Origin of the sequence: Mesorhizobium sp. M0159 (assembly GCF_040322295.1) — a bacterium.
Classification (GTDB): domain Bacteria; phylum Pseudomonadota; class Alphaproteobacteria; order Rhizobiales; family Rhizobiaceae; genus Mesorhizobium.
Window position 1 is genome coordinate 21,060 of the sequence record NZ_JAMYTF010000026.1, and the last position, 13,629, is coordinate 34,688.

A 13,629-nucleotide genomic window follows, 5' to 3' on the forward strand; every position below is an offset into this window, starting at 1 on the left:
CACCCTGACGGCCACATACCATCCAGATGCAATGTCCGGATCAGGGGACAGTGGAGAAATCTCACCGGTCTTCTACGGGAAATCTCACCGGTTCTTCTGAGGGGACAAGAACGCGTTTCCCGGGTGCTGACCAGGGCAGGATAGCCGGCCCGTGACGATAGCGTTCAGGCCGAATGAACAAGGGAGGACCAGGATGAAAGCGGTTATTCAATGTGGAGGAATGGGAACACGCCTCCGCCCCTTCACTTCGGTCTTGCCGAAGCCGCTCATGCCGATCGGGGCACGGCCGGTTCTCGAGATGCTTCTGAAATGGTTGCGACGCAACGGCATTCAGGAAGTTTATATTACAACCGGGTATCTCGGCCACTTGATCCGCACCGTGTGTGGAGATGGCTCGCAGTGGAACCTGAAAATTCGATATACGCAGGAGATGGAGCCGCTTGGCACCATCGGGCCACTGTCTTTGATCAGGGATGAACTGACGGAGCCATTCATCGTTCTCAATGGCGATGTCCTCACGGATCTAAGCCTCAGTCGATTTGTAGCAGCGCACCGTAAGCACACCGATCCAGTGACGATCGCAACAGCCTGTCGCCTGATCAAGATGGATTTCGGCGTCATCGACGAAGTCGACAATACCGTGCAGGTCTTTCGCGAGAAGCCGACGCTTTCGCATCTGGTCAGCATGGGAATTTACTGCATGAACCCGGATGTTCTGCAGTTTATCCCATCCGGCATACCCTTTGGGTTCGACGACCTGATGCTGCAGATGATGCAGAACGGCACAACCGTGCACGTGTACAAACATGAGGGTCTCTGGCTCGATATCGGGCGCGTCGACGATTTTCAGAACGCACAGACCATTTCCTGGGAAGACCAGTCGGCCTCGATCGAGGTCACTGCGACGGCTGCATGATGAAGTCACGAGCCCGGTTCCCACAGTTATCAGTCTAGGAGGTTGTGATGCTCTTGGTCAGTGCCCCGATCTTGGGTGTGCCGGAGAAGACTGCTTTGACCAAGGTCATCGACAGCGGCTGGCTGACCATGGGGGAGCAGGTACGAGCCTTCGAACAAGCTTTTGCCAACGTTCATGATGCGGAGGATTGCGTCGCGGTCAGTTCTTGCACCGCAGCGCTTCATCTCATTTTGCACGCACTTGGCATCGGACCGGGCGACGAGGTGCTGGTGCCATCCTTGACGTTCGTGGCGACCGCAAATGCGGTCCTCTATGTCGGTGCGACGCCGGTTTTCGTCGACATCGAGTCAGCCGACGTGCCGCTGATGTCGATCGTGGAAGCCGAAGCGAAATGCACGGCCCGCACCAAGGCAATCATTCTCGTTCATTTCGCCGGCTACCTCGCCGATCGGGAACAATGGCAGAGGCTCGCCCGTGCCCGGGGGCTGCACATCGTCGAGGACGCGGCGCATGCGCCGGGCTTGAAGGAGGTGGGGACATTTGGTGCCGCAGCCGCCTTCAGCTTCTACGGCAACAAGAACATGACCACGGCGGAAGGCGGGGCTGTGATCGCCAGGGATGCCGGTCTGCTCGAGACAATCCGCCAGGCGCGTGGACATGGGATGACCACCGGGACGCGTCAAAGGCTGAACAGCCGCACCCCTCAGTATGATGTCACCATGCTCGGATTCAACTATCGCATGGATGAATTGCGGGCTGCGATCGGACTGGTCCAGCTGCAAAATCTGCAGGAGTGGAATGAGATCAGGCGTATCCTGGTCATGCTGTATCGCCGTCTCATAGCGAAGCATTGCCCGGCCGTGACCATCCCGTTCCACGAGCCGCGGACGTCGGCCTACCACATCATGCCTATCCTTTTGCCACGTTACGCCGACAGGCAAGACGTCATCGACGCACTGCGCGGGCAAGGGATACAAACCACTATCCACTACCCGCCGGTGCACCAGATGACGCTCTATCGTGAGCTCATTCCCGGTACTCACTTACCGCGCACTGAAGATTTCGCGCAGCGCGAACTGACTGTACCGCTGCATCCGCAGATCACCGCGCCATTGGTCGAATCGGTAGTCGTCGCTCTTGCCGCGGCGGTCAATAATTGCGCTCAGACAGGAACAGCCGCATGAATGCCCTGGACCTAGCCATTCACCGGTCTAACGTCTCGAGCGCCGCCCATGGGTCTGCGAGACGAGCAATCGATCTCGTCATTGCGGCAGCCGCGGCGATCGTCTTCGCCCCGCTGATGCTGCTGATTGCCGTGGCGCTGCTGCTGGAAGGCGGTCGGCCCATCTTCTTCACACAGACCCGCGTCGGGGCCGGTGCTCGCCCATTCCGCATGTACAAGTTCCGCAAGTTCAGCGTGCAATGCGACCCCGGTGGCTTGGCTCTGACCATGGCCGATGACAGCCGCATGACGCCGATAGGACGGTTCCTCGCCGTCACCAAGTTCGACGAACTGCCACAGCTTTGGAACGTCTTCAGAGGCGAGATGGCAATCATCGGGCCACGCCCGGAGAGCCTTGCCTTCGCCGATTGTTTTCGCGGGGGCTTCGAAGACGTTTTACAATACAAGCCAGGCTTGCTGGGTCCAGCCCAGGTTCTCTTCCGGCATGAAGCCCGTTTCTATCCGCGATCGGTGGACCCGCTACTGTTCTATCGCCAGGTTCTGTTTCCTGCCAAAGCCAGGCTCGACCTTTCCTATTATCCGCAGCGCACGATCGGCTCCGATGTTGTGTGGATGGTGCGCGGCTTGCTGGCGGTGCTTGGCGTGGTTTCGCCGCCGCCGATTGGACCTTGAGAGCAGGTGGGACATCCGCGCTCTCGTGGATTTGCAACGTCAGTGCCTCACGTCATAGGGGGAACGCTTGGGTCATGGCATACAAGGGCAGGAAAGTTCTGGTTACGGGTGCCGACGGGTTCATCGGTTCTCATCTCACCGAAGCACTCGTCCGCAGCGGCGCCGACGTCACCGCGCTGGCACTCTACAATTCCTTCGACAGCCACGGCTGGCTGGACGATTTGCCCGACACCATACGACGCCAGTTGAATCTCGTCCGCGGCGATGTTCGCGACAGCGCGTTCCTTAACCGGATCGTGCGTGGCCAGGCGGTCGTGTTTCATCTCGCCGCACTGATAGCTATCCCGTATTCGTATGCCGCTGCCCAGTCCTATGTGGAGACCAACATCCTGGGCACGGTCAACGTTCTCGAAGCGGCGCGCCAATGGGAGACGGAGCGTGTAGTGCACACTTCGACAAGCGAGGTCTACGGCACCGCGCTGACAATGCCTATCAGCGAATCCCACCCGTTGCAGGGACAGTCACCATATTCGGCATCCAAGATCGGCGCGGACATGATGGCGGAGTCCTACGCCAGATCGTTCGACATCCCCGTGGTCATCATGCGGCCCTTCAATACGTACGGCCCGCGCCAGAGTGAGCGGGCCATCGTACCGACCATTATACGCCAGGCTCTCGACAAAAAATGCCCGGCGATCATGGTGGGAGACACAAGCCCGATCCGCGATCTTACTTTCGTGGAAGACACCGCGGCGGCGTTTTTGACCGCAGGTTCCGCCGAGCTCGAATTTGGCCATGCCTACAATGCCGGAAGCCAGCGCGCTGTGACGATCTCGGACATATTGGATCTGGTGATCGAGTTGAGTGGCTGCAAGAAACCAATCCACCGGGACGAGCGCCGCCTGCGGCCGCAGAATTCCGAGGTGCGTGCCTTGCTGGCCGATTCTTCGCTCCTCGAAAGCAAGACTGGATGGCGTGCCCAGACCAGCCTGCGCGAAGGCTTGGAGCGGACCATCGGATGGTGGCAAGGGCGCCTGAGCGAAGGCCGGGTGCGACACGAAATGGGTTACATGACATGAGCTTTCGCCCGGGAGGATTGGCTCCGCTGTTGATTGCGGCCGCGGTATCGCCGGATTCGAGCCAGAAGGAGATTGTCGCCCATGGTCCTCGTTGATCGAATCCTTATTGTCGTGCTCGGCATGCTGGCTGCCATGGATACGGCTGCTGCAGCGGAACCGCGGGTCGCCTATCGACTTTCTGCCGGCGACACCGTCGAGATTGGAATTGCCTCCATCCCGGAGCGAACGCAACGTGCGGTGGTCCAGATGGACGGCACGATCGCGCTTCCCGAAGTCGGTATGGTTTCGGTGGGCGGCTTAACTCCGGCTGAACTGCAAACGCGCATGCAGATGATCTTGCCGACCAAGATATTCCACCAGCGTCTGCCTGATGGGCGGGAGCAAATGATCGTCATCAAGCCGACAGACGTGACCGCCGTGGTTGCGGAGTACAGGCCGATCTATGTGACCGGCGACGTGCTCACTCCCGGACAGCAGGCCTACCGCCCGCTGATGACCGTGCGGCAGGCGATTGCCGTGTCAGGCGGTTTCAGCCTTTTGCGGTCCCGGGCAAACCAGGTTGGCCCAGATCCGGTGGATCTGCGGCGCGATTACGAGTCGCTTTGGGGGGAATATACGAGAGATTATTTTCATAGCGCCCGCATCCGCGCCGAACTTCAGGACAAACCGACTTTCGACATGCAGCCACCACAAGGATCTCCCTTGCCGGCAAGTTTTGCGTCGGCGATCGCGCAGGCTGAAGCGGAAGGGCTGAAGCTCTCGTTGGACAACTTCCAGCAAGAGCAGGGCTTTCTGGATAAAAGCGGCAAGGATGCCGCCGCACAAACCGAGACCTTGCTCAAACGCGAGCAGGCCGAAGCGGATGGGGTGAAGGCGGACGAAGACGATCTGGCGCGCGTAAGGAAAGCGTTTGAGTCCGGAAATCTCACCAACAACCGGCTCGCCGACGTTCGGCGCGCTTTGGTTCTCTCTTCCAGCCGGGCACTCGAAACGTCGGTTGAGCTTATGAGAGCACGACGTCAGCAGGACGATTTTGCCAGACAGCACGAACGCAATGACAACCAAAGAAGGATGGGTCTGCTGATCGAGTTGAAGGATACCAACGTGCGCCTTGCCGACGTCAGCGCAAGGCTTCGCGCCGCCAGCCAAAAGTTGCAGCCCACGGGAGCTGCCGCACTGCCGTTGCCGGTTGCCGGCGAGAAGGTCCAGGCCGAGGTCACGATCATTCGCAAGGTCGGCGAAGAATGGCGAAAACAGCTTGCCCAAGAAGACACCGAGGTCATGCCGGGAGACACGATCGAGGTCAGATTCAGCAGCGCTCTCGAAAATGCGGCGACCCGATAGATCGGGCCGCGTTTCGCAACCGCTTTACTGCCTGAAGGCCCTGGAAAACTGGTCGGTAAGGGGCTTCATCAAGTAGGACCAGACACTGCGCTCGTCGGTTCTTATGTGGACTTCGGCGGGCATGCCCGGTTTGAGTATTTTCTCTCCTGTCAGGCACGTCGCTTCATTCTCGACGTCGATGCGCGCCGAAAAAAAGGAAAGCTGGCGTTGCTGATCCTTGATCAGATCCGCTGAGACGCGCTTGACCGAGCCTTCGCAAGCAGGTGTGGTGCCGGCGTCGAACGCTGGAAAGCGGATCGACACCTGCTGTCCGGGATGAATCTCATCGATACGCGACGGAGGAATGGAAGCGTCGACGACAAGGTTGTCGGAATCGGGCACAATCATCATGAGCACCTCTCCTGCGCCAATCACGCCTCCTACGGTATGGACCGAGGATTCTTGTACTGTGCCCGATTGCGGGGCACGAATGTCTGTCCTGCTGAGTTCGTCTTCGGCCACCACCTGGCGCTCGCTGAGCTCGGTCTGCTTGGCTTCCGTTTCGCGAAGTTCGTTGGTCACGTCGCTCCGCATTTGTTCGTCGAGCTGAAGCACCTGCAGGTCCGTTTCACTGATGTGAGCTTGTACCTCTGCTATCGCTGCGACAAGGCGTCCCGATTCGCCGCGAGCCCGGGTCTTATCCAGGCTGACATTGCTCAACCTCTCCTTGGACACCAACTTCTTTGCGTAGAGAGATTCGACATCCGCAAGGTTCTTGGTCAGCAGATCCAGAGACTCGTCCGTTGCAGACTGCTGCGATTTGAGGCCATCGATCTGACGTTCCAGCTGCTTCGCGCGGCTTTGTAATTGTGCCTTCTGGCCAGCCAGCGCCGCAGCACGGCTTTCAAACAAGGCACGCTCGCCACTGACAAGTGCCACCACTTGCGGGTCGCCCATTTGAGCGCGAAGGTCGGGCGGGATCTGCATTTCCGGCAGACCCTGGCGCTCGGCCTCCAGTCGGGCCAGACGAATGGTGGCGCGATTGAGGTCCTCGGTGATTATCTGCAGGTTTGCTCGGGTCAATGTGTTGTCCAGCCTGACCAACACATCGCCGGCCTTCACATGATCGCCGTCCTGCGCGAAGATTCCGCCGATGGTGCCGCCGGTTTGATGCTGGACTTTTTTAATGTTGCTTTCGACCACCACGGTTGCGGGCGCAATCACCGCGCCGGCAATCTTGGTCAATCCCAACCAGAGCCCTCCGCCAAAGATCAACAGCAAGCTGGTTGCCAGGCCCAAGAGCAGATTGGCCCGGATGCCATCCGGCTCTGGCTTCGTCTCCAACGAACGGCTTTCGCCACCGGCTGCGACGTATGACGACACGGCAACAGCAGAGCGATACCTCGCATATGCCCGGCTGCACCTTTGTGCGGCGGAACGACAATGTGCTGCTAGGCTCCGGACCAGAGTACCCCAGGGTGGATTGGCTCGAATCCCATCCGGCTCCGGCTTCTCCCCGGTCGGCTGGCCTTCGCCGCCAACCGCAGCATATGACGACATGGTCACGTTAGACACTAAGCAATACCTCACGCATGCCCGCTTGCACCGTGCTGCAGCGGAACGACAATGCTTGGCTTGTCCGGGCGCGGGAAGGGCCGGATCACATTTGCCAGAACGTCTTCGCGCGAGCCGAACGAATGGAGCATCCCGTTCGACAGGACGAGTACCTGATCGATGTTGACGAGAGCGGAGGGGCGATGCGCAACGACGATCACGATACCGCCGCGCTGACGCACTGCCAGGATTGCGCCGGCCAAAGCAGCATCACCGTCTGCATCCAGATTGGAATTTGGTTCGTCAAGAACGACGAGGAATGGATCGCCGTAAAGTGCCCTGGCAAGCCCGACGAGCTGCCTCTGCCCAGCCGAAAGGGCCGCGCCGCCTTCTCCGATGCGTGTTTGAAAACCCTGCGGAAGACGCATGATCATCTTGTCCACGCCCGCAGCCTTGGCAGCTGCCAGCACGCCTTTTGCGTCGCGCTTGCCGCCGAACCTCGAAATGTTATCGGCGATCGTCCCGTCGAACAGCTCAACGTCCTGCGGAAGGTAGCCAATATGAATGCCGAGCAGTTCTGAATTCCACTGATCGAGCGAGGCGCCGTCCAATCTTACCGTGCCACGAAGCGGCTTCCATGCCCCGACCAAAGCGCGCACGAGCGTGGTCTTGCCGGAGCCGCTCGGGCCGACGACCGCCAACCCTGCGCCTCTCGCCAAGCGGAAGCTTACATTGAAGATGGTGGGCTTCTGCAGGCTTGGTGGCGCGACGGTCAATTCCTCGACCGCAAGCTCAGCCTTCGGGCCGGGCAGTTCCATTGGCTCTTGCTGGCTATCAAAAGCATCCAGGGCTGCCGACAGCTCGGTATAGCTTTTGCGGGTTGCCAGAAACCCTCTCCAGTTTGCGATCGCCACATCGACCGGCGCCAGCGAGCGGCCCAGCAATATGGACGATGCAATGATCACGCCAGGCGAGGCCTCGCCGCCGATCACAAGGTAGGCACCAAGCCCTAGCACACATGATTGCAGGGCCATTCGGAGCGTCTTCGACAGTGAGCTTGCTGCGCCGACGACGTCGGAGAGCCGTTCCTGGTTCTTCAGATAAAGATGACTGACCTCGTTCCAGCGCCGGCTAAGCGGGGCGGAAAGGCCCATCGCCTGAACAACCTCTGCGTTGCGGCGGCCGGAGTCGGCCAGAAGCCGTTGCGCTAAGAGTGTCTCAGATGCACGAGCCGCAGGTTTGCGGCCGATGATCTCGGCAACCACCGTCAAAAACACAACGGCACATGCGCCGAGCGTTGCCAGCACGCCAAGCGCGGGGTGCAGCAGATAGATGACCACCATATAAAATGGTATCCAAGGAGCGTCGAATAAGACTGTCGGCCCGAGCCCGGAAAGAAAGCCACGTAGCTGGTCCAGATCACGAAGCGGGTGTACCCGGTTCGCATCCGGCCCGGCGACGAGGGGCAGGGAAAGCGAGGCTGCGAACGCTTTTTGCTGCAGATTTCTATGCAGGCGGCTGCCGATGCGGACCAACAGGCGAAGCCTCACGAAATCGAGGAGCCCATAGGCCGCGTAAAGTCCCAGCATCCCGACTGTAAATCCGACAAGAGTCGGCACGCTCTGCGAAGGCAGCACGCGGTCATAGACCTGGAGCATGTAGACGGAGCCGGTCAAGGCGAGGATATTTATCAATGCCGAGAAAATGCCTACGCCGACGAGGCCGTGCACACAGCCGAACATTGCGGAGCGGAGATCGAGCGAGCGCCCTTTGGTCGACTTCATGATGTGCGCTCGTTGACGCGAAATTGCCGCGCAATCTCGTCGATTCTTTCGATGAGGGACAAACTTTAACCTTCCGGGAAGCAGCAGCCCCGCCCCGCTGCTGAACATTACGAATTGCTTACATACGTGCCTTCTTTGATTAAAATGTAGCAAAATCGTGACGCCAGGCTGAGAATTCGGCAACTGGCTCGCCAGGCTGGGGATAACCGGGTCGAGTAAGGAGATATTCCTAATCATGACACGGCGCAGAAGCTTATGGTCATCTTTGTAGCATCAAGGCTTCAAAGCGTCTGGGGAGGGATCGGTTTTGATTTTGTCGATCGAGAGTTAAACGGTTTTGAGATACACTTCATCGGTACGCAATTGTCGGTCACCAACGCCGGCTAAATCGGGGAGGCGAGTGTCGTGAGCGAAGAGATCAATGTTGCCGATGCCTACGGCAGGGGGCGCAGCACCTTCATGGGATTGCAGTTGCTGGTCTCGCCCGGTGCGCTTGTTCCTCGGCCGGAAACGGAACTGCTCGGCAAGGCCGCTCTCGATGTCCTGAGCCAACTGAACCTGCCGGTGCCTCGCGTTGTCGACATGTGCTGTGGGGCGGGCAATCTGGCGTGCGCCATCGCGCACCACGCTCCCACCGCGCGCGTGTGGGCAAGCGATCTTACCGACGGATGCGTGGAGGTCGCGCGCCGCAACGTCACCCATCTTGAAATCGAGGACCGGGTAACGGTGCTTCAGGGCGACTTGTTCAGCGCCTTCTCAGGCTTGGAGCTCGATGGCACGATCGATGTGATCGTTTGCAACCCGCCCTACATTTCGGAAAAACGGCTCGAGGGCGACCGTTCGCATCTGGTCGAGCTCGAGCCGCGTGAAGCATTCGCAGCCGGCCCCTACGGCCTGAGCATCCACATGCGGGTGCTCAAGGAGGCGCCGCGCTATTTGCGGCGCGGAGGCATCCTGCTTTTCGAGGTGGGGCTTGGCCAGGACCGGCAGGTCATGAGTTTGCTCGAGCGTTCCAAGGCCTATGAGAGTATCCGGGCAGTCACCAACCAGGCCGGTGAGGGCAGGGTGGTAGTGGGACATACGAGGGCGCAGGCGTAAGCATCGCAGCCGCGGCGGGTAGACGCGCTGTCGCGGCGGGTAGACGCGCTGTCGCGGCTAGAAACGGCCGGGAAGTTGAAACAGAGTTGCGCGAGATTTCGGCGATCAGTTTCTCTTGCGTCAGTTTCTCTTGCGCATGACGTATTGCGCAATTCCCTCGATGGAATCGAGATTCTCCGGCAGCAGCTCGCTGTCTTCGACCGTGATGCCGAAGGTCTCCTCGATGAAGCCGATAACCTCGAGCACACCCGTCGAGTCCACGATGCCCTGGTCGAGTAGCGAGGTGTCGCTCTCCAGGCTCTCGGGATCGGCTATATAGAAATTCGAAGCCAGGAAAGCGCGAATTTGTTCGCTGCAGGTATCGGTTCTATCCTTGGTAGATAACATTGATTTCGCCTCCGGTACAAAAGATGAATGCTGATCAACTTCGCCCTGGTACCGATTCATGACAGGGCCGTTTTTTTGAGCTTACCCGTGTCGGTCATCGGCAGACTGGGTACGATGACGATGGACTTCGGAACCATGAAGTTTTCCAGCCGTCTCTGGCATTCTTTCTGCAACTGCTTTTCACCGATCATGCTTCCCTGCTCCATCACGACAAATGCCTTCACTGCTTGCCCGAGCAGCTCGTCCGGAACGCCGATGACCGCGGCTTCCCGTACGCCCGCAATGTTCATCAACACGTTTTCCACCTCCTTCGGCGCTATCTTCTCTCCGCGCGATTTTATGATCTCGTCGCCGCGACCGACGAAGTAGAGGTAGCCCTCGGCGTCCATCCGGCAGTAGTCGCCGGTGTATAGGACCTGCTCACCCGGCAGCGGGCCGGGCTTGAGCTTCCTGGCTGTCGCCTCCGGCTTGCCCCAATAGCCCTTCATCACCGTCGCTCCGCGGATGACGAGCTGACCAACGATGCCGGGGCCGACCCGCCTGTCATGCTCGTCGACAATCCACATTTCCGTATTGGGGATGGCGATCCCGACGCTCGACGGCTTTCGCTCCAGATCCTCCGGCGGCAGGTAGGTGCAGCGCTTGCATTCGGTAAGGCCGTACATCGAATAGATGCGGGCGCCAGAAAACAGCTCCTGCAGTAGGAGAATGTGCTTGAGCGGCAGGGCGGCCGCAGTGTTCGTGACGTAGCGAATACTCGAAAAATCCTGATCCCTGAGAGACCTGAGCTCCCCGAGTGCGGCGAAGATGGTCGGTACGCCGGGAAAACCCGTCACCCTTTCTTGCTTGATCAGCCCAAGGATCTGCGCCGGGAAGGCGAACGAGCGCTCAAGCACCAGCCGGGCGCCCGCGCCGAATGCCATGATCATCTGGTAAAGACCGTAGTCGAAGGCGAGCGGCAGGACATTGAGGATCACCTCGTCTTCGGCAAGCGCCAGGTATGAGGAAATCGAGGCGCACGCGGCGATCATGTTTCGATGCGTCAGCATCACGCCCTTGGGCTCGCCCGTCGAGCCGGACGTATAAATGATCGCAGCGAGATCGATGTCGATGCAGCGGCGCGAGGGCGGCGTGCTGCGGGCTGCCGCGACCGCGGCGTCCCAGCGCACAGCATGCGGCAATTCTTGCAGGTCGCTGTGTTCGATCGGCCCGGAGACGATCATGCGGCGCAACGATGGGCAATTCCGCGCCGGCTCCCTGAAAATCGAGTGCAGGTGTTTGTCGGTGATCAGTGCCGTCGGGCGGCAATCGTTGAGCAGATAATCAAGCTTGTCGCTTTTGGTGAGCGGATTGACGATGCACACCACGGCGTTGGCCTTGAGCACCGCCCAGAACGCAATGACGGCCTCGACAGTGTTGTCGGCGAAGACCACCACGCGATCGCCACGCGCAATTCCGGCATCGGTCAAATGGTGCGCTATGGCGTTCGAACGCATATCGAGATCGCCATAAGTGACACGTTGATTGCCGCACACCAGGGCCACCTTCTCGCCGAGCCGGCTGGCAGAGTGGGTGAGATAGTCGTGCAGGAGCGGTACGGCGCCATGCATCATGCGAGCACCTCTTCGCGGTGTTCGCGGTCGATATCGATGCTGAGCCTGAGCGTGCGAGCCCCACTTGGACGGCTCGCGATAAATTGCCGATGAAGAAGCTGCGTCGACAGCACCCCGACCAGCGCCATATTGTCGGAGTTGGACAGGTCGCCGTCGCCGGCGCTGGCCTGGCACTTGTTCAGGAGCCGGGTAACCGACTTGGGATCGAAGACGTTCGCTTCGCGCAGCGCCGCCTCCGAAAGTGCTTCGCGAATGTAGGCCGGAGCGCCATCTGCGACAAAGCAAAGCGCGTTGGGAGCCCGGTAAGGCTGCTTCTTGCGGGTGACGATTTCCGACGGCACGATCGGCTGCGCCACGCGCTTCAGCACATGCTTTTCATCGAGCACGCGCAGCTTGTAGGCGGCCGGAAGCGAATTCGCGAGTCTCACGAGTTCATGATCGAGGAACGGGAAGCGCCCCTCGACGGAATGAGCCATCAGCATCCTGTCCCCTTGTGAGGAAAGCAGGTATCCCGACATCAGCGTCTGAATCTCTATGTACTGGTCCTGCGCAAGAGAGCCCCATCGCGAAAACTCCGCCGGCAGGCGGGCAAGCAGCTCGGATACGGCGTTGCGGCGCTCCGTTTGAGCGCGCATGTCTGCCGAAAACAGCCGCTTGATGGCGCTTGTGGTACGCCAGCGCGTGCCATGCGCAAAACCAGGCGCGTCACAGGCGTGGATGTCGCGACCGAAGAACTGGCGTGCCATCGCCTGCTGCTGCACCGGCGAGCGGCTGAGATAGGGATAGAGGCGCTCCAGCAGCCGCGAGCGTCGCGTCGAGGCGGGCTGGCGTCCCCAGAAGCGGCGGACCTTGCCCTCGCGGAACAAATCGTAGCCGGCGAACATTTCGTCGGCCCCTTCGCCGGTCAACACGACCTTGATGCCGTGCTGGCGCACCAGTCTCGAGAGCAGGAACAGCGGCGCCGGCGCGGTCCTGAGGATTGGCCGCTCGGTGTGGTAGATCACCTCAGGGAAGATGCCAGCGATATCGCTGCGCGAAACAACCACCTCATGATGGTCACTGCCGGCCACGCCGGCAACCAGGCGCTGGAAATGCGTCTCATCATACTCGGCGTCGGCAAAACGCAGCGAGAAAGTCTGGAAGCGCTCGCCCGCGAAGCGTCTCCCCAGCGTGGCGACCAGCGAGCTGTCGAGCCCGCCGGACAAATAGCAGCCGACCGGCACGTCGGCGCGTACTATCCTGAGCGCCGTCGCGGCTTCCAGGGCGCTGCGCACTTCCTCCGTCGCGTCATCAAGCGAGCCGGTGAATTCATCATCGCCGGGTCCGTCAACCTCTGGATAGTCAGGCTTCCAAAAAGCCCGCTCCCGGACGACGCCGCTGTCATAAATGCGGACATGCCCCGGCGTGAGTTCGCTTACTCCTCCAAACACGCCTTGTGGCGGCGCGACAGTCCAGAGTGTGAAAGTCTGATCGATGCCGGCTGGATCGAAGGCGCGGGGTATATCCGCATCGGCCGCGAAAATGGCCTTCACCTCGCTGGCGAAGTAAAGCCGTCCGCCATGCTCGCAAAAGTGCAGCGGGCAGATGCCGAACCGATCCCGCGACAAGACGAGACGACCTGCCACGGAGTCCCAGATGGCGACTGCCCACTGCCCATTCATTCGCTCGAAGGCGGCCTCGCCCCAGGCATGATAGGCATGGACGATGACCTCGGTGTCGCTGCGTGTGCGAAAGCGATAACCGAGCGCGACCAGATCTTGTCGCAGCTCGACGTAATTGAAGATTTCGCCGTTGAAGACGATCCACATTGTGTCGCCCGCGCCGGCGAGTGGCTGCTGGCCGCTTGCGAGATCGATGACGGACAGGCGGGCATGCGCCAATCCTGCACGTCTGTCCCGGTAAAGGCCGCGCTCGTCCGGGCCGCGATGCGCCAGCGCGCCCGCCATGCGTATCAGCGCATCCCGGGAAGGGGACGCCGCTGCGGCGCTCAGCGACACAATTCCGGCGATGCCGCACATCG

At 60.2% G+C, this 13,629-nt stretch carries 11 protein-coding genes; 6 read left to right on the forward strand and 5 right to left on the reverse strand.

Annotated elements, in window-relative coordinates; all coding sequences use genetic code 11:
• The first annotated feature begins 193 nt into the window (after positions 1–193).
• From NKJ32_RS22630 to NKJ32_RS22650, 5 genes are all read left to right on the forward strand, one after another.
• Positions 194–916, forward strand: coding sequence for a nucleotidyltransferase family protein (locus NKJ32_RS22630; protein WP_023675619.1), 723 nt, complete (start codon positions 194–196; stop codon positions 914–916).
• 47 nt (positions 917–963) lie between these two features.
• On the forward strand, positions 964–2,100 hold the full coding sequence (locus NKJ32_RS22635; protein WP_352828980.1) for a DegT/DnrJ/EryC1/StrS family aminotransferase: 1,137 nt from the start codon (positions 964–966) through the stop codon (positions 2,098–2,100).
• Positions 2,097–2,771 (forward strand): sugar transferase, encoded by a 675-nt coding sequence (locus tag NKJ32_RS22640; RefSeq protein ID WP_023675621.1) that lies wholly within the window; start codon positions 2,097–2,099, stop codon positions 2,769–2,771. Before NKJ32_RS22635 ends, NKJ32_RS22640 begins: the two co-directional genes overlap by 4 nt.
• Positions 2,772–2,845: 74 nt before the next feature.
• Positions 2,846–3,850, forward strand: coding sequence for an SDR family NAD(P)-dependent oxidoreductase (locus tag NKJ32_RS22645; RefSeq protein ID WP_023675622.1), 1,005 nt, complete (start codon positions 2,846–2,848; stop codon positions 3,848–3,850).
• Between the two features lie 81 nt (positions 3,851–3,931).
• Entirely contained in the window at positions 3,932–5,194 is a 1,263-nt protein-coding gene (locus NKJ32_RS22650) for a polysaccharide biosynthesis/export family protein (protein ID WP_352828982.1), read from the forward strand.
• 24 nt (positions 5,195–5,218) lie between these two features.
• Here NKJ32_RS22650 and NKJ32_RS22655 read toward each other — a convergent pair whose 3' ends face one another.
• Positions 5,219–6,517, reverse strand: coding sequence for an HlyD family type I secretion periplasmic adaptor subunit (locus NKJ32_RS22655; protein WP_245274645.1), 1,299 nt, complete (start codon positions 6,515–6,517; stop codon positions 5,219–5,221).
• A 242-nt stretch (positions 6,518–6,759) separates the two neighbouring features.
• Complete coding sequence (locus NKJ32_RS22660) at positions 6,760–8,511, reverse strand: type I secretion system permease/ATPase (RefSeq protein ID WP_352828984.1); 1,752 nt, start codon at positions 8,509–8,511, stop codon at positions 6,760–6,762.
• Positions 8,512–8,916: 405 nt separating this feature from the next.
• On the opposite strand from NKJ32_RS22660, the gene NKJ32_RS22665 reads away from it, so the two are divergent.
• Positions 8,917–9,609: a N5-glutamine methyltransferase family protein gene (locus NKJ32_RS22665; RefSeq protein WP_352449674.1), complete on the forward strand. Its 693-nt coding sequence runs from the start codon at positions 8,917–8,919 to the stop codon at positions 9,607–9,609.
• Between the two features lie 120 nt (positions 9,610–9,729).
• Here NKJ32_RS22665 and NKJ32_RS22670 read toward each other — a convergent pair whose 3' ends face one another.
• From NKJ32_RS22670 to asnB, 3 genes are read right to left on the reverse strand one after another with little or no spacing between them, the layout of a single operon-like run.
• Positions 9,730–9,996, reverse strand: coding sequence for an acyl carrier protein (locus NKJ32_RS22670; protein ID WP_023675628.1), 267 nt, complete (start codon positions 9,994–9,996; stop codon positions 9,730–9,732).
• A gap of 56 nt (positions 9,997–10,052) precedes the next feature.
• Positions 10,053–11,609: a class I adenylate-forming enzyme family protein gene (locus NKJ32_RS22675; protein WP_352569014.1), complete on the reverse strand. Its 1,557-nt coding sequence runs from the start codon at positions 11,607–11,609 to the stop codon at positions 10,053–10,055.
• The gene (gene asnB, locus NKJ32_RS22680) at positions 11,606–13,627 is read right to left on the reverse strand and encodes an asparagine synthase (glutamine-hydrolyzing) (protein ID WP_352756648.1); all 2,022 of its coding nucleotides are present in this window, start codon (positions 13,625–13,627) and stop codon (positions 11,606–11,608) included. Before asnB ends, NKJ32_RS22675 begins: the two co-directional genes overlap by 4 nt.
• Positions 13,628–13,629 lie beyond the last annotated feature (2 nt).